A 26,213-nucleotide genomic window follows, 5' to 3' on the forward strand; every position below is an offset into this window, starting at 1 on the left:
GAACATGGCGGCGTCGTGGTCGGAGGGCTTCGCGTGACGTCTCAAATCCCAGCGGGCCGCCGCGCCTTTCTGCAGCGCTCCGCAGCTCTGGGCGGCCTTGGTCTCCTCGGCGGATGCGCCACCGCGGGGGAGGGCGGCCTGGCTCGGCCGGCGGCATTCGCCCCGCTGCCCCTGCTGGCCCCGATCCGCGCCCGCGCCGACCGCATTCAGAACATCACCGTCTGCCTGCGCCCCTTCCGGGCCGCCGGCCCGCGGATCGAGGCCGAGCCCCTGGGGGACAAGCTGGTGGTCCACAACTACGGCCATGGCGGCAGCGGCTGGTCGCTGTCCTGGGGCTCGGCCCTCGCGGCGCTGAAGATCGCCCTGGCCGGCGGCGAAAAGGATATCGCCGTCATCGGTTGCGGCGCGCTGGGGCTCACCGCCGCCACATTGGCGCAGCGGGCCGGCTGCCGTGTCACCATCTACGCCAAGGATCGGATGCCTGACGCCCGCTCGGCCCGGGCCACCGGCGTCTGGTCGCCCGACAGCCGGATCGCGCTGCTCAGCGCCGCCGGGCCGGCTTACGCCGCCCAGTGGGAAGAGATGGCGCGCCGCTCGTTCCGCATCCACCTGCAGTATCTGGGTCTCGCCGACCGGCCCGTGGAATGGATCGACCAGTACCGGCTTTCGGACAACCCGCGGCCCGTCCCGTCGCCGCCCGAGCCGATGGACTTCGCCCACTATCTACCGCGCGTCCGCGACCTGACCCCGCCGTCCGAAGAGGTGCCGGCCGGCCAACACCCGTTCCCGGTCGCCCGCGTGCGCCGCGGCTTCACGCCGATGTTCAACATCACCGCCTACGGCCACCTGCTCACCAACGATTTCCTCGTCGCGGGGGGCCGGATCGAGACGGTCGAGTTTCACACGCCCGCAGACCTCGCGGCCCTGAAGCAGAAGGTGATCGTCAACTGCACCGGCTACGGCGCCCGCGCGCTCTGGAAGGACGAGAGCATCGTGCCGGTGCGGGGCCAGATCGCCTGGCTGATCCCCCAGCCGGAGGTCACCTACGGACTCTACTACCGGGGTATCAGCACGCTCTCGCGGTCAGACGGCATGGTCGTGCAGAACACCGGCCCGGACGAGTCCTACGGGTACAACGACGCCAACGAGCAACCCGACCGCGCCGAGGCCGAGGCCGCGGTCGGGATCATCGCGCCGCTGTTCGCTGCCGGGTCGGCAAAACGCAGCGCCTGACCTATATTCTGCTGGCTGCGGCGGGCTACGACGGCCCACCGGCGCGCCCATTCCGGGCCCCGCTCAGGACGGTGGGTCAGAGCGTCGTCGCAAGAGCGCTCTCCCGCCGCAGCGCTACTGCTGCTGTTGCTGCATCTGGTGCAGGCGCTGCTGGTGCTGATAGGCGGCGCTGCCGGTCGCCCGGCGGCCGGCCGGGATGCTGGCCTTCGAGCCGCCCGACACTCGCAGGAACTCGGGGTCGCTCAGAGCGGCGCGCGCCTTGCGCACCGACACGCCGACCGCCAGCTGGCTCTCGGCCTCGCCCTTGTAGACACCGCGCGACGGCGGCACGTCGGAATAGTCGCGGCCCACCGCGCAGGCCACGTGGCGTTCGGTGGCGGTGGTGTTGTTGGTGGGGTCCAGCCCGATCCAGCGCAGGCTCGGCAGGAACACTTCCACCCAGGCGTGGGTCGCGTCGGGGTCCGAGCGGTCGCCGTGCTTGCGGTCGGTGAACAGATAGCCCGAGACGTAGCGCGCCGGCAGGCCCCAGGATCGACAGATCGCGATCATCACGTGGGCGAAGTCCTGGCACACGCCCTTGCGCGCCTGCAGCACGTCGTCGATGGGGCTGTCCGCGCGGGTGACGCCGGCCTCATAGCCGAAGGCGCCGTAGATCAGGGTGTTCAGCTCGCGCACCGCCGACAGGGGATCGCGCCCGCGCAGGGCGTCGATCTGGTGCTCGGCCATGAAGGCGTGCAGCGCCTCGCTCTCCCGCGCGAAGCCGTGCGGATTGAGGTAGTCGAAGTTCTCGCCGCGCAGAAATTCCGAGCGCAGCCGGTCCCATTCGCCGCGGTCCAGCTGATCGGGAAGCGGCGTGGCGGGCTGGGTCTCGACCGCCGAACGCGCCGTTATGGTCAGCTTGTCGTGCGGCTGGGGCACGTCGAAGTGGTAGACGGCGTTGCCGAAGCTGTCGGGGTAGCTGAACACCTGGGCCGGCGGATCCAGGTCCAGGTCGAAGCTGACCAGCCGCTGCCGCGCGCTCTTCTGCGGCTGCATCCACACCTCCATGACGCTTTCGCGCACGAGGGAAGCGTAGCGGTACTGGGTGACGTGGCGGATCTCGAGCAGCACGCGATGCAGGTCCTTTACGCCGGAAGCCGGTCTTCGAGGGGGTAGGCGACGAAGGCGTCGTAGAGGCTGCGGTGGATCGTGGCGCACTCGTCCAGCACGGTCTTCAGGAAGGCGCTGGGTCCCTGGGCCTCCACCTCGTCCATGTCGGCATATTGCATCCGCGCGCGCAGGCGGCCGGCCAGACGGTCGGGGCCGACGCTGCCCGCCATGCCGGCGTGGCGGATGATGGCGGACAGATGCGACTCGATCTCCTGGGTGCAGAACCGGATCGAACGCGGGAAGTCCTCGTCCAGCATCAGGAACTGCAGGATCAGGCGCGGCTGCATCTCGGCGGTGTAGGCGCGCAGGTAGGGCTCCAGCGCGCAGCCCATCCGCAACACGCTGGTCAGGGCGAAGTGGTCGTGGATCGGCCGCCGCCTGCGCTCGTCGCCGAACACCACCTCCAGCAACGACCCGATAAGTTGCGCGCGCTCGAGGTAGACGCCCAGCAGCAGGAAGCTCCAGCCTTCGCCGTGGCTCATGGTGGCGTCGCCGGCGCCCTTGAACAGGTGCAGGTCGGCGATCGTGTCGTGCAGGAAGAGCTGCGAGCCGTCGGCGAAGGACTTGGCGGCGTCGGGATCGCTCATGCGCAGGTAGATGAGGTTGAGCCGTTCCCAGGTCTCGGTGGTGATCTGGTCGCGCACCTGCCGCGCATTTTCGCGGGCCCGGGCGATCGACGAATAGATCGAGCCGTTGTCGTCGCGATCCAGCGCCAGCGAAAGGGCCGCGTCATAGGGGCTCTTGGCCTTGGCCACGTCTGGATCGCCCACGGCGGCCAGCGCGATCCGCGCCACTTGAGACGCCGCTTCCGATCGGTCCAGCGTGGCGTTCAGCATCACGTCCGACAGGCGGCACATGTGCTCGGCGCGCTCCACGTAGCGCCCTATCCAGTAGAGGCTGTCGGCGACCCTGGCGAGCATCATGGGCGCAGCCCTTTCTTCAGACTGCCGGGCATCATGATTTGTCGCCCTTGCTGTCCGACAGCACCCACGTGTCCTTCGACCCGCCGCCCTGGCTCGAGTTCACCACCAGCGACCCCTTGCGGAGCGCCACGCGGGTGAGCGCCCCCGGGGTCACGGTGATCTTTTCGCCCGACAGGATGAAGGGGCGCAGGTCCACGTGGCGGGGCTCGACGGCGTTGTCGATCAGGCACGGGGCGGTGGAGAGCTGGATCGTTGGCTGGGCGATGTAGTTGGAGGGGTCGGCACGCAGCGCTTCGGCGAACGCATCCTGCTGCGCTTTCGTCGAGTGCGGGCCCACCAGCATGCCGTAGCCGCCCGAGGCGCCCACCGCCTTCACCACCAGCTTGTCCAGGTTGGCCAGCACGTGGCTGAGCTGCGCCGGCTCGCGGCACAGGTAGGTTTCGATGTTGGGCAGGATCGCGTCCTCGCCCAGGTAGTAGCGGATGATTTCGGGCACATAGGCGTAGACCGCCTTGTCGTCGGCCACCCCGGTGCCCGGCGCGTTGCAGATGACCACGTTGCCGGCGCGGTAGGCGTTGAACAGTCCGGCTGCGCCCAGCGACGAATCCCGCCGGAAGGTGAGGGGATCGATGAAGTCGTCGTCCACGCGGCGGTAGATCACGTCGATACGGCGCAGCCCCGTCGTGGTCCGCATGTAGACCATGTTGTCGTGCACCACGAGGTCGCGGCCCTCGACCAGCGGCACGCCCATCAGCCGCGCCAAATAGGCGTGCTCATAGTAGGCGGAGTTGTAGACGCCAGGCGTGAGCACCACGACCTGCGGGTTGGGCCGCCAGTCGGCCGCCATGCTCTTCAGCGTCGTCAGCAGCAGGTCCGGATAGCGATCGACCGAGCGCACGCCAGCGCCCCGGAAGGTCCCCGGGAACACCCGTCTCGACGCCTCCCGGTTGGCCAGCATGTACGAGACGCCGGAGGGGACACGAAGGTTGTCCTCCAGCACCGCGAACTCCCCGTTCGGCTGGCGGATCAGGTCCGAGCCGCAGACGTTGGCGTAGGCCTTGTGCGGCACATAGAGGTTCTGCATCTCGCGCCGGTAGGAGGGGGCCTGCAGCACCAGCTCGCGCGGCACCACCCCGTCCATCAGGATCTGCTGTTCCGAATAGATGTCGGCCAGGAACATGTTCAGCGCCCGCAGGCGTTGGGTCAGCCCCGCTTCGACCCGTGCCCATTCCGCGGCCGGGATGATGCGCGGCAGGATGTCGGTGGGGATGATCCGCTCGGTGGAGCTCTCGGCGCCGTAGACGGTGAAGGTGATGCCCTGGAGCAGGAAGAAGCGCTCCTGAGTGCGCTGGCGCTCGGCCAGTTCGTCGGCGGTCAGCGTCGAAAGCCGGGCGTCGAGCGCCGCATAGTGGGGACGCACCTGGCCGTCCGGCGTCAGCATCTCGTCGTAGGGCCCGACCGCTGCCGGGGTCGCCACGTCCAGGCCCGGTTCGTCCCGCCTGGCGCTCACGATGGAATCCACGTCTTCCCGCCGACTTTCATTCTGGAATCTGTAGGACGCTTACGGCGGCCCCGGAAGCCGGCGGCTGAAATTCGTGGCTTTTCGCCCGGTTCCCGGTCAGGCGCCCAGCATTTAGGCGCCGCCGATCTGCGACGGCCGGATGACACGACCCGGACGCCCAGCTACACCCGCCTCTTGAGGGGCCGAGCGAGGATTCGGGCTTGGGTCGACTGCTGTACGCCGTCGCCGCCTCGGCGGCTCTGTGCGCCCCCGGCCTGGCCGACGCGGCCGAGCCTAAGGCCACGGTCCAGGGTGAGATGGATCCGGACCTGCGCGCCACCATCCAGCGCGTGATCGGCGACACCGACCGGCCGATCGAGAACCGCTTCGAGGCCCGTCGACGCGCCCGCGCCGCCGCCGAGGACGCCATCGCCGTACTCCGTTCAGAGGGCTATTACGCCAACCAGGTCGAGCCCGACGTCAGCGAGGCCGATCCGCCACGGCCGGTGGTGCAGATCACGCCCGGCCCGCGCTTCAACATCGGCGCGCCGGGCGTGGCCTGGCAGGGCGAGGCGCCCGACGCCGCCTCCGACACCGCCGCCCGCGAGGCCATGGCCCTGCGGCCCGGATCGCCCGGCCGCGCCGTCGACGTGATCGCGGCCGAAGGGCGCGTCGTGGCTGCAGTCCAGAAGCGTGGCTATGCCGACGCCGTGGCCGAGCCGCGCGAGGTGATCGTCGACCATGCCGACCACACCGTCCGCCCGACCTACAAGATCGCGGCGGGCCGGCTCGTGCGGCTGGATGGCCTGGACATCGCGCCGGGCGGGCGCACGGACCCGGCGTGGCTCCGACGCCTGGCGCCCTGGAACTCCGGCGACACCTACGATCCCGACGACGTGGCCGAGCTAGAGCGGCGGCTGCTGGACGCCGGCGTTTACGACAGCGTCACCGTGGCCCTGGCGCCGCTCGAAAAGACCACCGCCGATGGCCTCCGCCCAGTCGTCGTCAGCCTGGGCGAGAGCAAGCGCCGCACCATCGAGGCGGGCGCCAGCTACGCCACGACCGACGGTGTCGGCGTCAACGCTCGCTGGACGCACTACAACCGGCTACGCCGCGCCGACACCCTGGCGCTGTACGGCACGATCTCGGACCGCGACACCCGCGTCGGGGTCGATCTCTCTCTGCCGCACTGGCTGCGGCCGCAGCAGACGCTGAAGGTCGGCGCCTCTGGTTATCGCGAAGCGACCGACGCGTACGACGAGACCGGCGCCGAGGCGCACGCGGACGTCACCCGGCGCTACGGCAAGACGTCCTACGTCACCGTGGGAGCCTCGGTGTCGGCCGGCCGGTCGGACGAGATCAAGGCTGGCACCCTGTCAACCATCGGTCGCGACCTTGTCACCCTCGCCGCACTAGGCGATGTCCTGCTCGACCGCTCGAACGATCCGCTGAACCCCACGCACGGCTGGCGGCTCAGCGCCCGGCTGGAACCTACCTTGATCGTCGGCGACACCAATCTGCCGTACCTGCGCGCCGTGGCTCAGGGCACGGCGTACCTGCCGCTGGACAAGCAGGCGAAGACGGTGATCGCCGGGCGCCTGCGCCTGGGGCGCATCCTGAATGGAACGGTCGATCAGATCCCGGCCTCGCAGCGCTTCTATGCCGGCGGCGGCGGCTCGGTGCGCGGGTTCCCGTACCAGGGCGTTGGCCCCCGGTTGGCCGACAACACGCCTCGCGGCGGCGTCTTCCTGTTCGAGTCCTCGCTCGAGGTGCGGCGCGATCTCACGTCTCGTTGGGGCTTCGCCGCCTTCGTGGACGCTGGCGCCGTCGGCTCTAGCGGCCCGATCGACTTCCAGGACCTCGCCGTCGGCGCGGGCGTCGGCGTCCGCTACAACCTGGGCTTCGCGCCCATCCGGGTCGACATCGCCACGCCCGTCGCGCGCCGCAAGGGCGAACAGCCGATCCAGGTATACCTCAGCATCGGACAGAGCTTCTGAGCGGTCTCGACGATACGACGCCGCCCGGAGATCCGGGCAAGGGCGAGGGTGTGGTCCCGGAGGTCCTGAAACGCTCGGCCTTGCCCAAGGCGATCACGGCCGCGGCCGTCTCGGTGCTGCTCCTGCTGGTCGGCGCTCTCGCCCTGGGCCGCTATGGCGTCCTGATACCGCAGGTGCGCCTGCTCATCGAAGCACGCAGCGACGGGCTCAAGCTGGGCCGGATCGGCCGACTCAAGATTGAGGGCCTGTCCGGCGATGTCTGGCGCGACGCGCGCGTCCAACGCCTGACGATCCGCGACGAGAAAGGCGTGTGGTTGGAAGCCAATAACGTCCATATCACATGGCGTTATCTGGAACTCCTCAGGCGTCGGTTCGACGCGGACCTCATCGAGGCGCAGACCGTCCGCGTCATCCGCCGGCCAACCCTGGCGCCCAAGGGCAAGGACCGCGGCCTGCCGGTCTCATTCCACATCGACAAGGTCGCCACGCGCCTGATCCTGGAACCCGCATTCAGCAGTACGCGCGGGGTTTACGACCTGGGCCTCCAGCTCGACGTCGAACGCAAGGGCGGGCGCAGTGGCAAGCTTCACGCGCTCAGCGTCCTGCATCCTGGCGACCGCCTCGACGTGGATTTCGCCGTCGGCCCGCTGGGGCCGATGCGGCTGGTCGCGGACGCCGTCGAGGCCAAGGGCGGGGCCCTGGCGGGCGCGGCCGGCTTCTCCCCGACCCAGCCCTTCCGCTTCACGGTCCGCGCTTCGGGCACAGTCTCCGAGGGTCGGTTCTCGGCGACCTCGACCTCGGGAAGCCTCACGCCGCTCTACGCCCGCGGCGCCTGGAATCCACAGGGCGGGCAGGCGGGCGGGCGCATCCTGCTCGCGGCCTCGTCCCTAACCCAGCCGTATGTCGAGCGCTTCGGCCGCGACGTGATCTTCGGCGTCGCCGGCCGCAAGGCGCGGGAAGGCGACTACGCCCTGGACGCTCGGCTGCGCTCGGACGCGATGACGCTTCGCGCCTGGGGCGAGGGCGACATCGGCCAGCGGCGCCTCGGTCCAGGTGGCCTCCGGCTCGACGCCCAGACCGCCTCGCTCTCCAAGCTGGTCGGCGTCGGCCCGAGCATGGGAGCGACCCGGGTCGTCGGCGCGGCGGCGGGCGACATCAAGGTCTGGAGCTTCCGCGGCACGGCCGACATCGCCAACGTCGCCGTGGGTGAAAGCTACGGTCTGGCGCGCGTCTCCGGCCCGGTCGAGCTCGGCCACGACAAGGCGGGCTTCTTCGTCAAGGCAAAGGCTCAGGGCGCCGGCGGCCGGGGCGAGGGCTTTGCCGCGGCCCTCCTGGGCGGCGCGCCGGCGGCGGAGATCGACGGCCAGCGCCTCACGAATGGCCAGCTCCTGCTGCGTCGTCTGGACCTTACCGGACGGGGCCTCAAGGTGCAGGCCAGCGGCGGCCGTAGCCTTCTGGGCGCCGTGAACTTCAAGGGCAAGGCCGACATCTCCAACCTGCAGGCGGCGCGCCTCGGGGCCAACGGCGCAGCCAGCGTCGACGTCCAAGCCTTCCAGGCCCGCTCCGGCGCCCCCTGGACCTTCACCCTCGACGCGAAGGGCGACCGGTTCGCCGTCGGCCTCGCCGAGCTCGACCGCCTGCTGGGCGGCAAGCCCCGCCTGCAGGCCCAGGCCGCCTGGCAGGCCGGCAAGCTCTCCGTCGCCAAGGCCACTCTGGACGGCGCCTCGCTGGACGCCAACGCCGCCGGGGTGATGGAGGCCGACCGCACGCTCGCCTTCAAGGCCGACTGGACAGCTGTAGGGCCCGTTCGGGCCGGTCCCGTCGAGCTCACCGGCCGGATCAAGGGAACGGGCGGCGTCACGGGAGCGGTCTCGGCGCCGCGCCTGGACCTCGTGGCAGACCTGGAACAGGTCGACGTGCCGCGCCTGCCGCTCAGGGACGCCAAGCTCGCCATCACCTTCCAGCGTCAGGCCGACGGTTCCACCGGAACTGTCGCCCTCACGGCCACCAGCCAGTATGGACCGGCCCGCGCCAAGTCCGACTTCCGCTTCCCGCGCGGCGGCGTCGAGCTTACCGACCTGCTGGTCGACGCTGGCGGGTTGAAGGCCGCCGGCTCGCTTTCGCTACAGCAGACTCGTCCCTCCGCCGCCGACCTGACGCTGGAGATCGGGAAGGGCGCGTTCCTCGATGCGGGTCGGGTCTTTGGGACAGCCAAGGTCGTCGACGCCGCCGGCGCGCCGCGCGCCGATCTCGATCTGCGCGCCGAGGGTCTGCGCGCCCGCAACTCCACCATCACGGTGCGATCGGCCCGCCTGGACGCCCAGGGGCCGCTGGACCGGCTGCCGTTCACCGTGAGCGCCCGCGGCGGCTCGGACCAGGGCGCCTGGACGATCGACGGCAGGGGCGTGCTGGCCGACGTCCCGCCGGGCTACCGGCTTGCCTTCGACGGCAAGGGCGCGCTGGGCAAGCGCGACCTGCACACGACCGAGACCGCCCAGATCCGCTTCGGCGGCCCGGAGCAGACCGCCCGCGTTCGCCTGGCTGCCTCGGACGGGGGGCGACTGGACTTCGACGGCGCGCTTCGCGACGGCTCCGCCAACGTGCAGGCCCGCGTGCAGGAGATGGGCCTCAGCCTCTTCAATGCCGACCTTGATGGCCGCGTCGACGCGACGCTCGCTCTGCAGGGCCAGGGCGACCGGCTGACGGGGACGCTGGACGCCCAGCTCGCCGACGCCCGTGGCAGGGGCACGCCCGCAGCCCAGGGCATGGACGGGACCCTGAAGGCCCGCCTGGCCGATTCGACGCTGAACTTGGACGTCGCCACCGCCAACGACAACGGCCTCAAGGCCAACGCCAGCTTCGTCCTGCCCGCCGAGGCCTCGGCGAAGCCTTTCCGGATCGCCATCGCCCGCCAGAAGCCGATGCGGGGGCACTTCTTCGCCGCGGGCGAGGTGCGGCCCCTATGGGAGCTCCTGATCGGCGGCGAGCGCTCCCTTGCGGGCTTCGTCCGCACCGAGGGGTCGGTCTCGGGAACGCTGGCTGACCCGCGCGCGTCCGGAAACATCACCGTGGACCGCGGTCGCTTCGACGATGGGGGCACGGGCCTTTCCCTGCGCGACGTCACTCTGCGCGCGGCGTTCACCGAGGATGACGTGAACGTCAGTCAGGCCACGGGCGTGGATGGGCACGGCGGACAGCTGAGCGGACAGGGGCGGATGAGCCTACTGCGCGAGGGCGCCTCGAACTTCCGCCTCGACCTGAAGGGCTTCCGCCTGATCGACAACGAGACGGCCACGGCCTCGGCCACCGGCCAGGCCACGATCAACCGTGGCGCCGACGGCAAGGTGAAGCTGACCGGCGACCTGGTCATCGACCGCGCCGACGTGGCCGCCGACCCGCCCACGCCTTCGGGCGTCGTCGCCATGGACGTCACCGAGATCAACCGGCCTGACGACCTCCCCGCGGTCCTGCCCGCCGCAGCCAAGCGCGGTGACGGCTGGACGCTGGACGTCAAGCTGCGCGCGCCCCGTCGCGTCTTCGTGCGCGGCCGCGGCCTCGATGTGGAGCTGTCTCTGGACGCCCATGTCGGCGGCACCACCACGCGGCCTGATCTGACGGGCACGGCGCGCGTGGTTCGGGGCGACTACGACTTCGCCGGCAAGCGTTTCGAGTTCGACGACCGCAGCGTCGTCTATCTTTCCACCCGGCCCGCCAACATCCGGCTGCAGCTCGACGCGACCCGCGAGGATCCCTCTCTCACCGTGACCGTCCGCATTCGCGGCACGGCCGAGCGGCCGGAGATCACCCTGGTCTCCTCGCCCAGCCTGCCCAACGACGAGGTGCTCGCAAAGGTGCTGTTCGAGCGTTCGGCGTCCCAGCTCTCGCCCGTCGAGGCCGCTCAGCTCGCCTCGGCGCTGTCGGCGCTCGCGGGGGGCGGCGGCTTCGACGTGATCGGCAACCTGCGTAACTTCGCCGGCCTCGACCGCTTGGCGTTCGGCGGCAGCGAGCAGTCCGGCGTCACCGTCTCGGGCGGCAAGTACCTGACGGACGACGTCTACCTCGAACTCACCGGCGGCGGCCGCGAGGGGCCGTCGGCCCAGGTGGAGTGGCGCATCCGCAAGAACCTGTCGATCCTCTCCCGCCTGACCAGCCAGAGCGCCGGTCCGGGCACGGGCAATCGCGTCGCCATCAGGTGGCGCAAGGACTACTGAGTATCTTCCACCATGATGGGTGAGGCCCGGTTCTCACGCCTTGAAGTAGAACATCTGAGTGGTGGTCGCGAGGAGGCGGCCCGACGGCGACCACAGCTCGGCCGTCTGGTCGCCGTAGCTGCGGTGGAAGGTGCGCGCGTCCGCCACGCCCAGCACCTCGGTGGCGCCGTCCTCGGCCAGTTCCGCGGCGCTGACGTGGAAGTGGGTTGTCATCGAGACCGTCCCGAAGGGCACGATCCCGCGTTTGGCCTGGAAGATGCGGCCGAAGAACGCGTCGCCCATGGAGGCGAGCGAAAGGTGGTCGAGCACCCGCGGCTCGGCGTCGGCGATCCACACTTCGGAGCGCGTCGAGACCTCGGTGGAATTGAAATCATCCCCGCCCGACACGAAGCGGAACGTGTATTGGCGAGGCCAGGCGACGGAGCCGCTCTCCCGGCGCGGCAAGACATCGGACGGTGGGACGACAGGCGGCGACAGCACCTGATGCGACCAGCTCGGACGGCGTTCCGCGAGGACCACGCTGGCGAGGGCGGCCGGATCGCCGCCGCCTTGCCGCAGCTCCACGGTCCAGTGCTGGGTCGAGCGGTTGGCGCGCGCGAGCACGGGCGTCAGATCGAAAGGTCCCGCCGCGATCGGCGCGGCGTAATTCACCGTCAGCGCCAGGGCGTCGCCGGCGGCGCGGGGGTCGCTCAGCACCGCTCGCAGCAGCGTTGCGGCGGTGGCGCCGCCGAAAGGGCCCACGAAGGCCCAGTAGGCCTCGCTGGTGTGCCCCGTCATCCGGTCGCCGTCGCGGCGGGTCTCGGTGGCGGCGTCGAAGCCGTGCAGGCGGGCCGTTGCGGCGATCTCGAGGGTCATGCCCACAGAATGCCGGCCGCGCGCGCTGCGGCAATGACCTCGGGGGTAAAGCTCAGGCCGCGCTGCGCCCGCCGCGCCGGGCATAAGCCTGGGTGCCACGGGTGAAGACCTGATCCTCCGGCAGGATCGCGTCGATCGTTACGTCCCTGGCCCCCTGGAGGTAGACGTAGAGCGCGCCGAAGTCGGCGAGGGTCGCGTCCAGTAGCGCCTGCAGCGAGGGGATCACGAAATAGACCTGCTGGAAGTCGTCGATCCGATAGGGCGTCCGCATGGTCCGCGCCAGGTCGAAACCCAGGCGGTTGGGGGAGGGGTCGTCCAGGGCGAAGAGCGACTCCGAATGGCTGGAGACGATGCCGGCGCCGTAGATCCGCAGGCCCTGCGCGGTGTTCAGTAGGCCGAACTCCACCGTGTACCAGTAGAGACGCGCCAGGTTGTGCAACTGGCCCAGGCCCAGGGCGCGGAGGCCGCCCTCGCCATAGGCCTGCATGTAGTCGGCGAAGGTCGGGTCGGTGAGCATCGGCACATGACCGAACACGTCATGGAAGATGTCGGGTTCCTGAAGATAATCAAGCTGCTCTGGACGGCGGATGAAGTGCCCCGCCGGGAAGCGCCGGTTGGCCAGGTGGTCGAAAAACACCTCATCGGGCACCAGCCCCGGAACGGCGACCACCGTCCAGCCGGTCAGCCGCTTCAGCTCCTCGTTGATGCGCGCGAAGTCTGGGATGCCGGCGCGGTGCAGGTCCAACGCGTCCAGGCCCCGAAGGAAAGGATCGCAGGCGCGACCAGGCAGCAGGGCCGACTGGCGCTCGTACAGGGTGATCCAGACGTCGTGCTCAGCCTGGGTATAGTTCTCCCAGCCCTGGTCGATGGTCCAATCGGGACGTGCGCCGGGCGGCGGGACGAGGCTTTGAATATCGGCGGCCATGCCGCGAGAATGGCGCGCCCTGCCCGCAAGTTCCCGTCTCATTGCTCCGCGGAAACGGCCTTCGCGGAAACAAATTTGCGCGGCGGCGAGGCTTCTCGCATAGATTGTGTAGCCGTTGAATCGGCGTCGTGCGGGCGGGGGCTTGGATGCGGTTGCGTATGTTGGGCCTGGCCGCGGTGGCCTCCCTCGTTGTGTCCTCACCTGCGCTCGCCGCGAACTGCGCCCGAAACGAAGCCGATGCGGCCGGACGTGTCGCGGCCTGCGAGCGGATCCTGGCCGCGCCGGGCGTCGACGACGACACGGCCGCCCAGGCCCGGGTGATCCTGGCCGAAACCTACATGGACGCCGACAAGCTCGAGGCGGCGCTTGCCCAGGCTGAGATCGCCGTGAAGCTGGCGCCGAGGCAGCCGGTCGCCCTGGTCACCCGCGGCCATATCCTCGAACTGATGAAGCGCATCGACGGCGCGATGGCCGACTACGACGCCGCCATCGGCATCGATCCTAAGAACGTCATGGCGCGGGTCAGCCGCGGCCTCGTGCGCTTCGCCCGCGCCGACTACCAGGGCGCCCGTCGCGACTACGACGCCGCCCTGTCCGTCACCCAGGACGACCCTTCGATCTACGAGGCTCGCGCCCGTGTCTTCTATGCGGTTCAGGACGACGCCAGCGCGCTGGAGGACCTGCGCCGGGCCGAACGGCTGGAGAAATTCGACGTCAACCAGACCTACTTCAAGGCCCAGGTGCTACAGGCGCTGGCCCGTTATCCCGAGGCGCTCGCCGCCTACAATGCCGCCCTGAAGGCCAAGCCGAACGAGCCGGAGCTGCTGGTCGGACGCGGCGACGTGCTGCAAGCCATGCAGCTGGACGACGAGGCCGTCGCCAGCTACCGCGCGGCGCAGCGCGCCAATCCCGACTATCAGGTCGCCTACTATGCCCAGGCGACGCTCCACCTGGACGCCCAAGCCTACGACAAGGCGACCGCCGTCCTGCAAGCGCTCCTGAAGCGCCAGCCCACCGACCGCGGCGCCCGGCAGGGCCTGGCCCAGGTGGCCGCCCACCAGCAGCGCTACGACGAAGCCATCGCCATCCTCGACGGCGTGGTGGTCTCCTTCCCGGACGCCGCCAGTCCCTACTACGACCGCGCGCTCATCTGGGAGGCCAAGGGCGACACCGCTCGCGCGCTGGCCGACCTGGACAAGGCCGTGGCTCTGGAGCCGGACGAAACCAGCCTCCGCTTCGCCCGTGGCCGCGTCCACGTCGCGGCCAAGGCTTACGACAAGGCGATCAAGGACTTCGACGTCGTGGTCCAGGCGGAGCCTGACCTAGCCGGCGTTTGGTGGTGGCGCGCCCGCGCCAAGGCCCTGGCCGGAGATGCCGCCGGCTCCAAGGCTGACCGCGAGAAGGCCACGCAGCTCTCGCCCGACGTCGTGAAGGACCTAGACGCCAAGGCAGCGACCTAAGCCACGCCTACGGCGCGTCCTAGTGCCCGATCCCGTGGCGCAGCTTGTACTGGCCTTCGTCGAACGCGTCGAAGATCAGAGACGCCTGCGGGTGGCCCACCGGCTGGCCGGTCTCGTCGATCTCGAGGTTCTGTTCCGAAACATAGGCCACGTAGGCGCTGTCGTCGTTTTCGGCCAGCAGGTGGTAGAAGGGCTGGTCCTTGTGCGGCCGGATGTGCTCCGGGATCGACAGCCAGTACTCCTCGGTGTTCGAGAACATGGGATCGACGTCGAAGATCACGCCGCGGAAGGGGTAGACCCGGTGGCGGACGACTTGGCCGATCGTGAATTTGGCGAGTCGTGTGCTCATGCCGTCGAATCTACATCCCGCTCTCTGACTGGAAGGTGAACGTAGCGTCGGAAAGGCGTCATTCAACCGTCGTCATCTTCCGGGCGCCTGCCGCGCTTGCTACAGTCGCCGCGAAATCAGGCGCACGGGGGGTGCGGCTGCGTAGGACAGGTACGAGTCCATGAGTGAGGCGCTGCGTGCGCCCGGGCCGGCGATTCGCGGGCGGGAGAGGTCTGTCAGCGACCCACCCTGCTACGCGGCGCTCGACCTTGGTACGAACAACTGCCGCCTGCTGATCGCCACGCCCAGCACGAGCGGGTTCCGGGTGGTCGAGGCCTATTCCCGCATCGTGCGCCTGGGTGAGGGGCTCTCCCAGAGCGGCCGGCTGTCGGACGAGGCCATGGAGCGCGCCCTGGCCGCCCTGAAGGTCAGCGGCGAGAAGGTGCGTCGCCGCCGCGTGGTGAAGTTCCGCGCCATCGCCACCCAGGCCTGCCGGATGGCCGAGAACGGCCAGGCCTTCGTGAACCGCGTCGCCAACGAGACCGGCGTGAAGCTTCAGATCATCAGCCCGCAGGAAGAGGCCCGGCTTTCGGTCACGGGCTGCCTCAACCTGCTGGACGACCGCCACGAGGCCGCTTTGGTGGTCGATGTCGGCGGCGGCTCCACGGAGCTGTCCTGGGTCGATCTCAAGGCCGCGCCGCCCGGCGGTGCGCCCCCGGTGCGCGCGTGGCTGTCGGTGCCGATCGGCGTCGTCACCCTGGCCGAGCGTTTCCCCGAGGGCGACGTTGCGACCGAGAGCTGGTTCCGCGAGATGATCGCCCACGTCCGGGCCCAGATCGCCGCGTTCCGACGGGCCGACCCCATGCGGCCGGTGTTCGAGGCCGACCGCGCCCACCTCGTCGGCACCTCGGGCGCCATCACCAGCCTGGCAGGGATGCACCTGCGCCTGCCTCGCTATGACCGCAACCGCGTCGACGGCATCTGGATGAGCCGTGAGGACTGCGAGGCCGCCGCCGGCGACCTCCTGGCCCTCAGCGCCGCCCAGCGCGCCGCCCAGCCCTGTATCGGGCCCGACCGCGCCGACCTGGTGCTGGCCGGGGCGGCCATCCTGCAGGCGGTGCAGGAGGAATGGCCCTGCAGCCGGGTCCGGGTGGCTGATCGGGGGTTGCGCGAAGGCATCCTCCTGTCGCTCATGGCCGAGCGCAGCCAGCGCCGCCGCCGCAAGCGCCGGCGGGCGCGCAACAAGGCCGCCGCGGGAGCCGTCCAATGACCGAACCGCCCCGCAAGCGCATGGTGAAGCCGCCCACCGGCGGCGTCGAGGGCGGCCGCTCCAAGCCGGCGCGCCTGAAGACCGCCAAGCAGCGCACGCCTTCGCAGCAGGCCTGGCTGGAACGCCAGGTCAACGATCCGTTCTCGGCCAAGGCCCGGGCGCTCGGCTACCGCAGCCGCGCGGCCTTCAAGATCACCGAGATCGACAATCGCTTCCGCTTCCTGAAACCCGGCGCCCGCGTCGTCGACCTGGGCCTGGCCCCTGGCGGCTGGACCCAGATCGCCATCCTGCGCGGCGTCACCAACATCGTCGGTGTCGACCTGCTGCCGGTCGACCCGCTGCCGCCCGCCACGATCCTGCAGATGGACTTCACCGATCCCGCCTGCGGCCCGAAGCTGATCGAACTGTTGGGCGGACCGCCAGACGTGGTCATGTCCGACATGGCGCCGAACACCATCGGCCATCGCGAGACCGACCACCTGCGTATCGTCGGGCTGATCGAAGCCGCCATCGATTTCGCGATCGACGTGCTGAAGCCCGGCGGGACCTTCGTCGCCAAGGCCTTCCAGGGCGGGGGCTCCGACCAGCTCATCGCGTTGCTGAAGCGCCACTTCGCCGACGTGAAGAACGTCAAGCCCAAGGCCAGCCGTCAGGACTCGTCCGAAGTCTTCTTCGTGGCGACGGGGTTCAAGGGGCGTTAGGGGGTTCCGGGGTCTTCGCGCCCTCGGCGACCAGCCAGTCCCGGAATCGCCCCAGCGCCCGGCCGTCGGCGCCCGGCGCGGTCAGCATCGCGAAGGCGCTGCCCGAGCGCAGGAAGCCCAGCGGCGCCACGAGCTGACCTGCCTGCACCTCGTGCACGCACAGCGGCCACGACACGACCGCCGCGCCCAGCCCGGCCGATGCCGCGTCCATCGCGAAGTGCACGTGCGGGAAGGGGCGCTCGTTCGCCGGCGGCAGCTCGATGCCCGCGTGCTCGGCGAAGATCGGCCAGGCCTCCGGGTGGGTCGCCGCGGCGAGGCGAGGGGCCCTCAGCGGATCGTTCCCGCACCGCTCGGCCATCCCGGGCGACATCACCGCCCCCAGCGCATTGCGGATGAAGGGCGTACAGTGTGGGTCCGACAGGCGCGAGAGGGGCACGATCCGCACCACCGCCTGGGCGCCGCGATGCGAGGTGGCGTGGGCCGAAAGCTCCGACAGGTGCAGCCGCACGTCCGGATGCGCCGCCTGGAAGCCGGCCAGCCGCGGGATCAGCCATTTCACCGACAGGCTGGCGTTGACCGCGATGTGCAGGTCCTCACCGCCGACCCGCACCCGGCGCACCGCAGCCGAGATCTGGTCGAACGCCTCGGTTAGCGCGGGCAGCAGCTCGCGGCCCGCCGCCGTAAGCTCCAGCCGGTTCTTCGGGCCGGAGAACAGTCGCACCCCCAGCGCCGCCTCCAGCGCCTTCACCTGCCGGCTCACCGCCGAGTGGGTCACGTTCAACTCTTCGGCCGCCAGGGTCACCCGCCCAGTCCGCGCCATCGCCTCGAACGCCCGGAGCGCGTTCAGCGACGGCAACGGCCTCGATGTGAGATTTTCGAACATCGAAGCGCAAATTAGTCGATTTCCTCAAATCGGCAATCCGGGCACTAGCTGGCCATGGAAGCGGAACCGCCCCCTCAGCCTCTCGCTCCGGTCGATTACGACCGCGTCCAGCATCAGAACTACGCCCAGGGCCGTGTCCTACCCGCTGGCGCCATCTCCCGTTACATGGCGATCTTCGGCGCCCACCTGCCAGGTGACCGGCCGCTCGCCGGCATCGACCTCGGTTCGGGCACGGGCCGCTTCACCCCGGCCCTTGCCGACGCGTTCGGCGGTCCCATCCATGGCGTCGAGCCCGCCGATGGCATGCGTCGCGCGGCCGAAGCCGACAGCCGCCACCCTGCTGTGACCTATCTCGCCGGCCGCGCCGAGGCGATCCCGCGGCCAGACGCCAGCGCCGACTTCGTGCTGATGTTCCTCTCGTACCACCATGTGGCCGACAAGCCGGCCGCCGCATGCGAGATCGCCCGCGTCCTGAAGGCGGGCGGCCGGCTGATCCTGCGCAGCACCTTCAAGGACCGCATCCCCGACCACTGGTGGCGCAGCTACTTCCCACGCAGCCACGCGGTCGAGCAGGCCATGTTCCCCACCGAGGCCGAGACCATCGCGCTCTTCGAGGCGGCCGGGTTCCGGACCCTGGCGTCGGTCCAGGCCGAGATCCCGTTCGAGGGCGACATCGCAGGCCTGGTGGCGCGGCTGAAGCTGCGCGCCGTCTCCACCTTCGAGCACATGACCGAGGCCGAGCTGGACGAGGGCTTTGCCCGCATCGACGCCGACCTGGCCTTTGGCGCCATCGTCGAGAAGCCCACGAACGGCGACTTCATCGTCTTCGAGAGGCCGGCAGCATGAGCCGCCCCCAGGGCCTGGTGGTCGCCGGCTTCGGCCTGGGCCAGATCGCGGCCTTCGCCTCCAGCTTCTACCTGATGGGCGTCCTGGGCGACGCCATCGGCCGTGACCTCGGCCTGTCGCCCGCCTTCGTCTTCGCCATGGTCTCGCTGTCGCTGGCGGTCCCCGCCCTGATCGCGCCGCAGGTGGCGCGCCGCATCGACGAGAAGGGCGGCAAGCAGGTCCTGCTCGCCTCGCACCTCGCCCTGGCCGCCGGCCTGGTCCTCGTCGGCGCCGCCCGCGACGGCCTGGGCCTCGCCATCGGCATGGCCGTGATCGGCTTCGGCCAGTCGCTGGGCCTGTCGCCGACGCCCTTCGCCATCCTCGTCTCGCTGTATGGCGAAGGCGCGCGCCGCCCGATCACCGCCGTGGCCCTGATCGGCGGGCTGGGGTCGGTGGTCGGCTGGCCGCTGACGAGTTGGCTGGCCGAACAACTCGGCTGGCGCGGGACCCATTTTGTCTGGGCCGCCGTCCAGGTGCTGGTCTGCCTGCCGCTCACCGCCTGGGTCTGTCCGCCGACGCCCGGTCGCGGCCGCCGCACCGAGGCCCTCCACGCCGAGGTTCGCTGGGACCGGCCGATGGTCCAACTCGCCGTGCTGTTCGCCTGCGCCTGGTTCGTCTCCACCTGCATGAGCGCCCATCTGCCGCGCCTGCTGGGCATGTTCGGCCTCACGCCTCACGCCGCCGCCGCCGCCGCCGGCCTGATGGGCGTGGCCGCCGTCACCATGCGCTTCCTGGAATTCACGGTGCTGCGCAGGCTGCCGCCGCTTGCCACCACCCGCCTCGCCACCCTGATGCACCCCACGGGCGCCGCGGCCCTGCTGACCTTCGGCGCCCCCGCCGGCGCGGTGATGGCGTTGGGGCAGGGGGCCGGCAACGGCATGCTCACCGTGGCCAAGGGCGTCCTGCCGCTCAGCCTCTACGGCGCGGACGGCTACGCCTATCGCTCGGCGCTCATCGGCCGCCCCGCGCTGATCGCCCAGGTGTTCGGCCCGGCGCTGTTCGCCCTGGCGCTGGAGCGCTCCGCGAACCTGGCCATCGTCGCCACCTCGATCCTCTGCCTGGTCATGTTCGCCATGACCTTCGGCCTCCGCCGACGCAACCCATCGTTCCAGCAAGAGGTAATCGCATGAACGCCCCCTTCAGGCCCCTTGCCCCGGAAGCCGCCGACCCCCTATACGCGGACCGCAAAATGGAGACTCTCCCGATGGAGATACGCGAAGGTCTTACCTTCGACGACGTTTTGCTCGAACCCGGCCCGTCCGACGTCATGCCCACCCAGGTGGACGTCTCGACCCGGTTCACGCGCGAAATCAGTCTGAACATCCCGCTCGTGTCCGCCGCCATGGACACGGTCACTGAGAGCCGGCTGGCCATCGCCATGGCCCAGTCCGGCGGCATCGGCGTCCTGCACCGCAACCTCACCGTCGAGGAGCAGGCCGACCACGTCCGCGAGGTGAAGCGCTACGAGAGCGGCATGGTCATCAACCCGCTGACGATCGGCCCCGACACCACCCTGGGCGAGGTGCGCCAGATCAAGGCGCGCCGACACATCTCGGGCTTTCCGGTGGTGGATCATAATGGTCGGCTGTGCGGGATCCTCACCAACCGCGACATGCGGTTCGAGGCGCGCGACGACACCCCGGCCAAGGCGGTGATGACCCATGAGGGCCTGGTCACGGTCCGCGAGGGCGTCAGCCAGGCCGAGGCCCGTGACCTCCTGCGCCGCCACAAGATCGAGCGCCTGATCGTGGTGGACGAGGACTACCGCGCCGTCGGCCTGATCACCGTCAAGGACATGGAGAAGTCCCAGGCCCACCCATTCGCCGCCAAGGACGCGCAGGGCCGCCTGCTGGTCGCCGCCGCCTCCACGGTGGGCGACGCCGGCTACGAGCGCTCCATGGCCCTGGTGGACGCCGGCGTCGACGTGGTGGTGATCGACACCGCCCACGGCCACAACGCCAGCGTCGCCGAGGCCGTCCAGCGGGTGAAGCGCGAGAGCAACCGCGTCCAGATCGTCGCCGGCAACGTCGCCACCTACGACGGCGCCCGCGCCCTGATCGACGCCGGCGCCGACGCGGTGAAGGTCGGCATCGGCCCGGGCTCCATCTGCACTACGCGCATCGTCGCCGGCGTGGGCGTGCCCCAGCTCACCGCCATCGCCGACGCCGTGCGCGCCGCCCAGGGCACGGACGTTCCGATCGTCGCCGATGGGGGGATCAAATACTCCGGCGACCTGGCCAAGGCCCTCGCCATGGGCGCCTCGGTCGCCATGATGGGCTCGGTCTTCGCGGGCGTCGACGAGGCGCCGGGCGAGGTCTTCCTTTACCAGGGCCGCAGCTACAAGTCGTACCGCGGCATGGGCTCGGTAGGCGCCATGGGGCAGGGGTCGGCCGACCGCTATTTCCAGAAGGATGTGAAGGACAGCCTCAAGCTCGTGCCCGAAGGCATCGAGGGCCAGGTGGCCTACAAAGGTCCGATCGCGCCTATTCTGCACCAGATGGTCGGCGGCCTGCGGGCGGCCATGGGCTATGTGGGCGCGCCCAGCCTGCCCGAGTTCCGCGAGCGGGCGCGGTTCATCCGCATCACCAGCGCGGGCCTGCGCGAGAGCCACGTCCACGACGTGATGATCACGCGCGAGGCCCCGAACTATCCGAGCGCGGGCTGATCCGGGCTTAACGGAGGGGCGACGATGGGGACTGAACTGGCGGTGGAGCTGAAACTCCTCGGCGCGGCGATCGTGGTGGGCCTGGTGCAGTTGCTCTGGGCTGCTGCGGCCGCCCGCGCGCAACAGGGTGACCTGAAGTGGGCGGCAGGTCCGCGCGACACGCCCATGCCGCTGGGCGGTGTGGCCGCGCGCCTCGACCGCGCCTTCTGGAACTTCGCCGAAACCTTCCCCTTCTTCGCCGCCGCCGTCCTGGCCTGCGCGGTGGCGGGCAAGCTGGGCACGCCGCTGACCATCTGGGGCTGCGGCCTCTACGTCGGCGCCCGCGCCCTCTACGCGCCCCTCTATGCTTCGGGCGTCCCGACGATCCGCACCCTGGTCTGGCTGGCCGCCATGGCCGGCCTGGTCATGGTGCTCGCGGCCCTGTTCAGGTGACCTGATGCGAGACGGCGGACGCGTTACCGCAGCCATTGAGGTTCTGACCGAGATCGAGACGCGCCATAAGCCCGTCCGCCTCGCCATGAAGAACTGGGGCGAGGGCGCGCGCTACGCGGGCTCCAAGGACCGCGCCTTCATCTCAGGGCTGGTGCTCGATGTCCTGCGCCGCCGCCGCACCCTGGCTTGGCGCATGGGCGACGACAGCCTGCGCGCGGCGGTGCTCGGCACGCTACATTTCCACTGGGACTGGCCTATCGATCGCATCGCCGAGGCGGCGGGCGACGAGGTCCACGGCCATGGTTCGCTCACCGACGCCGAGCGGGCGGCCCTGGCCGCCCCGCGCGACCTGGCCGACGCCCCGCCCGCCGTGCGCGGCGACTATCCCGACTGGCTCGACGCCTCGTTCGCCCGAGTGTTCGGCGACGATCGCGCCGCCGAGGGCGCGGCCCTGGCCGAGCGCGCGCCGGTGGACCTGCGGGTCAACACCATCAAGACCGACCCGGTCCGAGCCCTGAAGGCGCTGACAACCTTCGACGCGCGGCCGCCCGGCCTGATGCCCAACGCCCTGCGCGTGGCCGCGCCTGCCGCCGCCGATCGCAGCGGCGCCGTCGAGGCCATCCCGCAGTTCTCCAAGGGCTGGTTCGAGGTCCAGGACCTGGGCTCGCAGATCGCCGCCTCGGCCGCGGGCGACGTGAAGGGCAAGCAGGTGCTCGACCTTTGCGCCGGGGGCGGGGGCAAGACGCTGGCCCTGGCCGCCGCCATGGCCAACACCGGCCAGATCTACGCCTACGACAGCGACGCGCGCCGCCTGACCGACACGGTCCGCCGCGGCGACCGCGCCGGCGTGCGCAACCTCCAGGTCCGCACGCCGCTCAACCCGGAGCCGCTGAAGGATCTGGCCGGCAAGATGGACGTGGTCTTCATCGACGCGCCCTGCAGCGGCACGGGCTCGTGGCGCCGCCACCCCGACACCAAGTGGCGCCTTACGCCCGAGACGCTCGCCAAGCGCCAGGCCGACCAGGACCTGGTCCTCGACGACGGCGCGGGCTTCGTGAAGGCCGGCGGCCGCATGGTCTACGTCACCTGCTCGGTGCTGCCCGACGAGGACGAGGACCGCGTCGCCGCGTTCCTGGCCCGCCACCCCGAGTTCGCCCGCCGGCCCGCCGCCGCCACGCCCGAGCTCGAACCTCACCTGACCGCCGATGGCGACCTGCGCCTGACCCCCCGATCCTCCGGCACCGACGGCTTCTACGTCGCGGTGCTGGAAAAAGCCCGCTGACGGAGCCCCATGACCACGCCCGCCCACGAAAAGGTCCTGATCGTCGACTTCGGCAGCCAGGTGACCCAGCTCATCGCGCGCCGGCTGCGCGAGGCGGGCGTCTATTGCGAGATCCATCCCTACGACAAGGTCGACGACGCCCGCCTGGACGCTTTCGGGCCCAAGGCGATCATCCTCTCGGGTGGCCCCGCCAGCGTGCATGAGGACGAGAGCCCGCGCGCGCCGCAGAAGGTCTTCGAGCTCGGCGTTCCGGTGCTCGGCATCTGCTACGGCGAGATGACCATGTGCGCCCAGCTTGGTGGGGCGGTGGAGGGCGGCCACGACCGCGAGTTCGGCCGCGCCGAAATCAAGCTGCAGCACGAGAGCCCCCTGCTGGAGGGCCTAGGCGACCTCGGCCACACCGAGACCGTGTGGATGAGCCATGGCGACAAGATCACCGCCATACCGCAGGGCTTCTCGGTGGTCGCCACGTCCGAGGGGAGCCCCTACGCCGTGATCGCCGACGAGGGCCGCCGGTTCTACGGCATCCAGTTCCACCCCGAGGTGGCCCACACGCCGCGTGGCGCGCTGATCCTGCGCAACTTCACCCACCGCATCGCCGGCCTGAAGGGCGACTGGACCATGGCCTCCTACCGCCAGGAGCAGGTGGCCAAGATCCGCGCCCAGGTGGGCGATGCCAAGGTGATCTGCGGGCTGTCCGGCGGCGTGGACTCCTCGGTGGCCGCCGTCCTGATCCACGAGGCCATCGGCGACCAGCTCACCTGCGTGTTCGTCGACACCGGCCTGCTGCGCAAGGACGAGGCGACCCAGGTCGTCACCCTGTTCCGGGATCACTACAATATCCCGCTCGTACACGTTGACGCGTCTGATCTTTTCCTGGGTGAGCTCGCCGGCGTCACCGACCCGGAGACCAAGCGCAAGACCATCGGCCGCCTGTTCATCGAGGTCTTCGACAAGGAGAGCGCCAAGATCGAAGGAGCCGCCTTCCTGGCCCAGGGCACGCTCTATCCTGACGTGATCGAGAGCGTGTCGGCCAGCGGCGGCCCCTCAGCCGTGATCAAGAGCCACCACAATGTCGGCGGCCTGCCGGACTATATGAAGCTCAAGCTTGTCGAGCCGCTGCGCGAGCTGTTCAAGGACGAAGTCCGCGCCCTGGGCGTGGAACTGGGCCTGGCGCCCGCGTTCGTCGGCCGCCATCCGTTCCCGGGCCCCGGTCTGGCGATCCGCATTCCCGGCGAGATCACCCGCGAGAAGGTCGCTGTCCTGCAACAGGCCGACGCCATCTACCTGGAGGAGATCCGCAAGGCGGGTCTCTACGACAGCATCTGGCAGGCATTCGCAGTGCTGTTGCCCGTGAAGACGGTCGGGGTCATGGGCGACGCCCGCACCTACGAGGACGTGCTCGCCCTGCGCGCCGTCACCTCCACCGACGGCATGACCGCCGACTTCTTCGAGTTCCCGTGGGAGGTCCTGGGCCGCTGCGCCACGCGGATCATCAACGAGGTGCGGGGCGTCAACCGAGTCGTCTACGACGTGACCAGCAAGCCGCCCGGCACCATCGAGTGGGAGTAAGTTGATAGCGTTCGGGAGCTATCGGCGGCGATCAAGTTATCGCTATATCACACTGAAACAATAAGTGAAATACCTCTAGGTCTATCGCTCTCTATCGCCCGCCAGCGATCTGGGATGGCGGTAGCGTTGACGGTAGCGGCCTAGCTTGCCCAGGGCCCCTCGTGCTCATACCGTCAGGCCGTTCGATGGGCCTGACGGTATTTCTGAGGACGTAAGTTGCAGAAATAACAGGGAAAATGGCACGTCGACGGCCCCTGAAAAGGGGTGACGGTAATCCACTCCCGAGCGCCTGCCATGCTAACCGACACCGCCCTGCGAAACCTCCGCCCCAAGGACAAGGCCTATAAGGTCGCCGACCGAGACGGGATGTACGTCCACGTCGCGACCTCGGGGGCCGTCACATTCCGCTACGACTATCGCCTGCACGGACGACGCGAGACCCTGACCATCGGCAAGTACGGATCGGCCGGCATCTCGCTCGCGCGGGCGCGGGAGAAGTGCATCGACGCGCGCCGCGCCGTTTCGGAAGGGCAGTCACCCGCCCGGGAGAAGCAACGCGAGAAGCGGCGCCTGAAGGAGGCGAAGAGCTTCGGCCAGTTCGGCGAGCGCTGGTTCAGCGAGGCGCCTATGGCCGACAGCACCCGCGCGATGCGGCGGGGCATCTACGAACGCGACATGCTTCCGGTGCTGCGCAACCGGCTTCTCACCGAGATCACGCCGGACGACCTGCGGGCGCTCTGCGGCAAGGTGAAGGCGCGGGGCGCGCCGGCCACGGCGGTTCTCGTTCGCGACATCCTGAAGCAGATCTATGGCTTCGCCATCCTGCACGGAGAGAAGGTCGCCAACCCGGCGGACGATGTCGGGCCAGCCTCCATAGCCACCTTTGTCGCCCGGGATCGTTCGCTCTCGCCGACTGAGATCCGGATCATGCTCAAGCAGCTGGAGCATGTCCCGACCCTGCCGACGATCCGCCTGGGCCTGCGGCTGATCCTGCTGACCATGGTCCGGAAGAGCGAGCTTCAGGACGCGACGTGGGACGAGGTCGACTTCGAGAACGCGGTCTGGACCATCCCGAAGGAACGGATGAAGCGGTCCAAGGCCCACAACGTCTACCTCTGCGACCAGGCCCTAGACATCCTGATCGCGCTGAAGACCTGCGCCGGGAACTCGCGGTACTTGTTGCCGTCGCGCTACGACGCGGACGCCCCGATGTCGCGCGCCACCTTCAACCGGGTGACAACCGCGGTGGCGGCCCGCGCGCAGAAGGAAGGTCTGCCGCTTGAGCCTTTTACGGTGCACGACCTGCGCAGAACGGGTTCGACGCTGCTGAATGAGCTGGGCTTCAACAGTGACTGGATTGAGAAGGCGCTGGCGCATGAGGACGGCCGCTCTTCTCGCGGCGTCTACAACAAGGCGCAGTACGAGCCCCAGCGCCGGCACATGCTTCAGGAATGGGCCAACCTGATCGACGCGTGGGTGGAAGGGCGCAGGTTGAAGCCGACCTTGCTTCCGCCGGCGATGGAGATCGGTCCGCTCGACTCTACGGTCTGACCGGCCGCGCGCGTCGCTGCCGGACGTCGGGGGCCGGCGCCCGGGCGACTTGGCCGGCGTCGGACGCCTGCTGCCGGGCTACGAGCCAATTCTCGACTTCCGCGAGATCCCACGCGACGCATCGCGGCGTGAGGTTGAACCGGCGCGGAAACTCGCCGCGTTGCTCCATCTCGTAGATTGTGGTGTCGGCCAGCGGGACCATTTGCCGAAGCCTGTCCCTGCGGATGGATTGGCGGACGACAAAGCGAGCCGACTCCGAGCGTTGGGTGTCCAAGTTCATCGCGACATTCCATACGTCTGCCTGAGCGACTCAGAATGTTAGGCCGTCTCGGCGGGGGGAAGGGCGTAGTCTCACTCCCGGCGCACTTGGCGCGCCGGCTGGCCCAGATG

General features: G+C 69.9%; 21 protein-coding genes. 13 read left to right on the forward strand and 8 right to left on the reverse strand.

Translation table 11 applies throughout. The annotated features are described in order from the left end of the window. Positions 1-33 precede the first annotated feature (33 nt). Complete coding sequence (locus tag ACODSY_RS19205; RefSeq protein ID WP_488953489.1) at positions 34-1,233, forward strand: FAD-dependent oxidoreductase; 1,200 nt, start codon at positions 34-36, stop codon at positions 1,231-1,233. 114 nt (positions 1,234-1,347) lie between these two features. On the opposite strand, the gene ACODSY_RS19210 is transcribed toward ACODSY_RS19205, so the two are convergent. Genes ACODSY_RS19210 through ACODSY_RS19220 form a run of 3 tightly spaced genes read right to left on the reverse strand, consistent with a single transcriptional unit; the run spans position 1,348 to position 4,746 of the window. Then, a complete protein-coding gene (locus ACODSY_RS19210) occupies positions 1,348-2,343 on the reverse strand; it encodes a transglutaminase family protein (RefSeq protein ID WP_488953490.1) in 996 nt (331 codons plus the stop codon). Between the two features lie 14 nt (positions 2,344-2,357). Then, a complete protein-coding gene (locus ACODSY_RS19215) occupies positions 2,358-3,305 on the reverse strand; it encodes an alpha-E domain-containing protein (RefSeq protein WP_488953491.1) in 948 nt (315 codons plus the stop codon). Between the two features lie 31 nt (positions 3,306-3,336). Next, the gene (locus ACODSY_RS19220; RefSeq protein ID WP_488953576.1) at positions 3,337-4,746 is read right to left on the reverse strand and encodes a circularly permuted type 2 ATP-grasp protein; all 1,410 of its coding nucleotides are present in this window, start codon (positions 4,744-4,746) and stop codon (positions 3,337-3,339) included. A 281-nt stretch (positions 4,747-5,027) separates the two neighbouring features. Between ACODSY_RS19220 and ACODSY_RS19225 the strand changes: the two genes are divergently transcribed. Together ACODSY_RS19225 and ACODSY_RS19230 are read left to right on the forward strand one after the other, a co-directional pair. Further along, the gene (locus ACODSY_RS19225) at positions 5,028-6,803 is read left to right on the forward strand and encodes an autotransporter assembly complex protein TamA (RefSeq protein ID WP_488953492.1); all 1,776 of its coding nucleotides are present in this window, start codon (positions 5,028-5,030) and stop codon (positions 6,801-6,803) included. A gap of 80 nt (positions 6,804-6,883) precedes the next feature. Continuing rightward, positions 6,884-11,014: a translocation/assembly module TamB domain-containing protein gene (locus ACODSY_RS19230; protein ID WP_488953493.1), complete on the forward strand. Its 4,131-nt coding sequence runs from the start codon at positions 6,884-6,886 to the stop codon at positions 11,012-11,014. Positions 11,015-11,047: 33 nt separating this feature from the next. Here the strand turns inward: ACODSY_RS19230 and ACODSY_RS19235 are convergent, their stop codons facing one another. Next, positions 11,048-11,869 (reverse strand): acyl-CoA thioesterase, encoded by an 822-nt coding sequence (locus ACODSY_RS19235; RefSeq protein ID WP_488953494.1) that lies wholly within the window; start codon positions 11,867-11,869, stop codon positions 11,048-11,050. Between the two features lie 52 nt (positions 11,870-11,921). After that, the gene (gene phhA, locus ACODSY_RS19240; RefSeq protein WP_488953495.1) at positions 11,922-12,794 is read right to left on the reverse strand and encodes a phenylalanine 4-monooxygenase; all 873 of its coding nucleotides are present in this window, start codon (positions 12,792-12,794) and stop codon (positions 11,922-11,924) included. A 146-nt stretch (positions 12,795-12,940) separates the two neighbouring features. Between phhA and ACODSY_RS19245 the strand changes: the two genes are divergently transcribed. After that, complete coding sequence (locus ACODSY_RS19245; protein ID WP_488953496.1) at positions 12,941-14,254, forward strand: tetratricopeptide repeat protein; 1,314 nt, start codon at positions 12,941-12,943, stop codon at positions 14,252-14,254. Between the two features lie 19 nt (positions 14,255-14,273). Here the strand turns inward: ACODSY_RS19245 and hspQ are convergent, their stop codons facing one another. Continuing rightward, positions 14,274-14,603 carry a heat shock protein HspQ gene (gene hspQ, locus ACODSY_RS19250; RefSeq protein WP_488953497.1) on the reverse strand — a complete coding sequence of 110 codons (330 nt, stop codon included), beginning with the start codon at positions 14,601-14,603 and terminating at the stop codon, positions 14,274-14,276. Between the two features lie 160 nt (positions 14,604-14,763). Between hspQ and ACODSY_RS19255 the strand changes: the two genes are divergently transcribed. Continuing rightward, complete coding sequence (locus ACODSY_RS19255) at positions 14,764-15,852, forward strand: Ppx/GppA phosphatase family protein (RefSeq protein ID WP_488953498.1); 1,089 nt, start codon at positions 14,764-14,766, stop codon at positions 15,850-15,852. After that, positions 15,849-16,553, forward strand: coding sequence for an RlmE family RNA methyltransferase (locus ACODSY_RS19260; RefSeq protein WP_488953499.1), 705 nt, complete (start codon positions 15,849-15,851; stop codon positions 16,551-16,553). The genes ACODSY_RS19255 and ACODSY_RS19260 overlap by 4 nt, the downstream gene beginning before the upstream one ends. Here ACODSY_RS19260 and ACODSY_RS19265 read toward each other — a convergent pair. Further along, positions 16,540-17,409 carry a LysR family transcriptional regulator gene (locus ACODSY_RS19265; RefSeq protein ID WP_488953500.1) on the reverse strand — a complete coding sequence of 290 codons (870 nt, stop codon included), beginning with the start codon at positions 17,407-17,409 and terminating at the stop codon, positions 16,540-16,542. The two genes, ACODSY_RS19260 and ACODSY_RS19265, sit on opposite strands and share 14 nt — an antisense overlap. A gap of 81 nt (positions 17,410-17,490) precedes the next feature. Here ACODSY_RS19265 and ACODSY_RS19270 point away from each other — a divergent pair, with 81 nt between their 5' ends. The 7 genes from ACODSY_RS19270 (at position 17,491) to ACODSY_RS19300 (ending at position 25,823) form a co-directional block, all read left to right on the forward strand. Next, positions 17,491-18,282, forward strand: a complete 792-nt coding sequence (locus tag ACODSY_RS19270; protein WP_488953501.1) for a class I SAM-dependent methyltransferase — start codon at positions 17,491-17,493, stop codon at positions 18,280-18,282. Then, a complete protein-coding gene (locus tag ACODSY_RS19275) occupies positions 18,279-19,451 on the forward strand; it encodes an MFS transporter (RefSeq protein ID WP_488953502.1) in 1,173 nt (390 codons plus the stop codon). Before ACODSY_RS19270 ends, ACODSY_RS19275 begins: the two co-directional genes overlap by 4 nt. 74 nt (positions 19,452-19,525) lie before the next feature. Then, positions 19,526-20,986 carry an IMP dehydrogenase gene (gene guaB / locus ACODSY_RS19280; protein WP_488953503.1) on the forward strand — a complete coding sequence of 487 codons (1,461 nt, stop codon included), beginning with the start codon at positions 19,526-19,528 and terminating at the stop codon, positions 20,984-20,986. A gap of 24 nt (positions 20,987-21,010) precedes the next feature. Then, a complete protein-coding gene (locus tag ACODSY_RS19285) occupies positions 21,011-21,418 on the forward strand; it encodes an MAPEG family protein (RefSeq protein WP_488953504.1) in 408 nt (135 codons plus the stop codon). Positions 21,419-21,422: 4 nt separating this feature from the next. Continuing rightward, positions 21,423-22,700: an RsmB/NOP family class I SAM-dependent RNA methyltransferase gene (locus ACODSY_RS19290; protein WP_488953505.1), complete on the forward strand. Its 1,278-nt coding sequence runs from the start codon at positions 21,423-21,425 to the stop codon at positions 22,698-22,700. 9 nt (positions 22,701-22,709) lie between these two features. Continuing rightward, positions 22,710-24,272: a glutamine-hydrolyzing GMP synthase gene (gene guaA / locus ACODSY_RS19295; RefSeq protein WP_488953506.1), complete on the forward strand. Its 1,563-nt coding sequence runs from the start codon at positions 22,710-22,712 to the stop codon at positions 24,270-24,272. Positions 24,273-24,566: 294 nt separating this feature from the next. Then, positions 24,567-25,823 (forward strand): tyrosine-type recombinase/integrase, encoded by a 1,257-nt coding sequence (locus tag ACODSY_RS19300; RefSeq protein WP_488953507.1) that lies wholly within the window; start codon positions 24,567-24,569, stop codon positions 25,821-25,823. Here ACODSY_RS19300 and ACODSY_RS19305 read toward each other — a convergent pair. Then, on the reverse strand, positions 25,813-26,103 hold the full coding sequence (locus ACODSY_RS19305; protein ID WP_488953508.1) for a helix-turn-helix transcriptional regulator: 291 nt from the start codon (positions 26,101-26,103) through the stop codon (positions 25,813-25,815). The two genes, ACODSY_RS19300 and ACODSY_RS19305, sit on opposite strands and share 11 nt — an antisense overlap. Between the last annotated feature and the right edge of the window lie 110 nt (positions 26,104-26,213).

The sequence above is a fragment of the Phenylobacterium sp. FG114 genome (genome assembly GCF_057809855.1).

Coding starts and splice junctions, on each gene's coding strand:
- guaA (WP_488953506.1), top strand. CDS start 22,710: ATGACCACGCCCGCCCACGAAAAGGTCCTGATCGTCGACTTCGGCAGC.
- ACODSY_RS19275 (WP_488953502.1), top strand. CDS start 18,279: ATGAGCCGCCCCCAGGGCCTGGTGGTCGCCGGCTTCGGCCTGGGCCAG.
- ACODSY_RS19255 (WP_488953498.1), top strand. CDS start 14,764: ATGAGTGAGGCGCTGCGTGCGCCCGGGCCGGCGATTCGCGGGCGGGAG.
- ACODSY_RS19260 (WP_488953499.1), top strand. CDS start 15,849: ATGACCGAACCGCCCCGCAAGCGCATGGTGAAGCCGCCCACCGGCGGC.
- phhA (WP_488953495.1), bottom strand. CDS start 12,794: ATGGCCGCCGATATTCAAAGCCTCGTCCCGCCGCCCGGCGCACGTCCC.
- ACODSY_RS19305 (WP_488953508.1), bottom strand. CDS start 26,103: ATGAACTTGGACACCCAACGCTCGGAGTCGGCTCGCTTTGTCGTCCGC.
- ACODSY_RS19235 (WP_488953494.1), bottom strand. CDS start 11,869: ATGACCCTCGAGATCGCCGCAACGGCCCGCCTGCACGGCTTCGACGCC.
- ACODSY_RS19215 (WP_488953491.1), bottom strand. CDS start 3,305: ATGATGCTCGCCAGGGTCGCCGACAGCCTCTACTGGATAGGGCGCTAC.
- ACODSY_RS19245 (WP_488953496.1), top strand. CDS start 12,941: ATGCGGTTGCGTATGTTGGGCCTGGCCGCGGTGGCCTCCCTCGTTGTG.
- ACODSY_RS19220 (WP_488953576.1), bottom strand. CDS start 4,746: ATGCTGACGCCGGACGGCCAGGTGCGTCCCCACTATGCGGCGCTCGAC.
- guaB (WP_488953503.1), top strand. CDS start 19,526: ATGGAGATACGCGAAGGTCTTACCTTCGACGACGTTTTGCTCGAACCC.
- ACODSY_RS19300 (WP_488953507.1), top strand. CDS start 24,567: ATGCTAACCGACACCGCCCTGCGAAACCTCCGCCCCAAGGACAAGGCC.
- hspQ (WP_488953497.1), bottom strand. CDS start 14,603: ATGAGCACACGACTCGCCAAATTCACGATCGGCCAAGTCGTCCGCCAC.
- ACODSY_RS19285 (WP_488953504.1), top strand. CDS start 21,011: ATGGGGACTGAACTGGCGGTGGAGCTGAAACTCCTCGGCGCGGCGATC.
- ACODSY_RS19270 (WP_488953501.1), top strand. CDS start 17,491: ATGGAAGCGGAACCGCCCCCTCAGCCTCTCGCTCCGGTCGATTACGAC.
- ACODSY_RS19290 (WP_488953505.1), top strand. CDS start 21,423: ATGCGAGACGGCGGACGCGTTACCGCAGCCATTGAGGTTCTGACCGAG.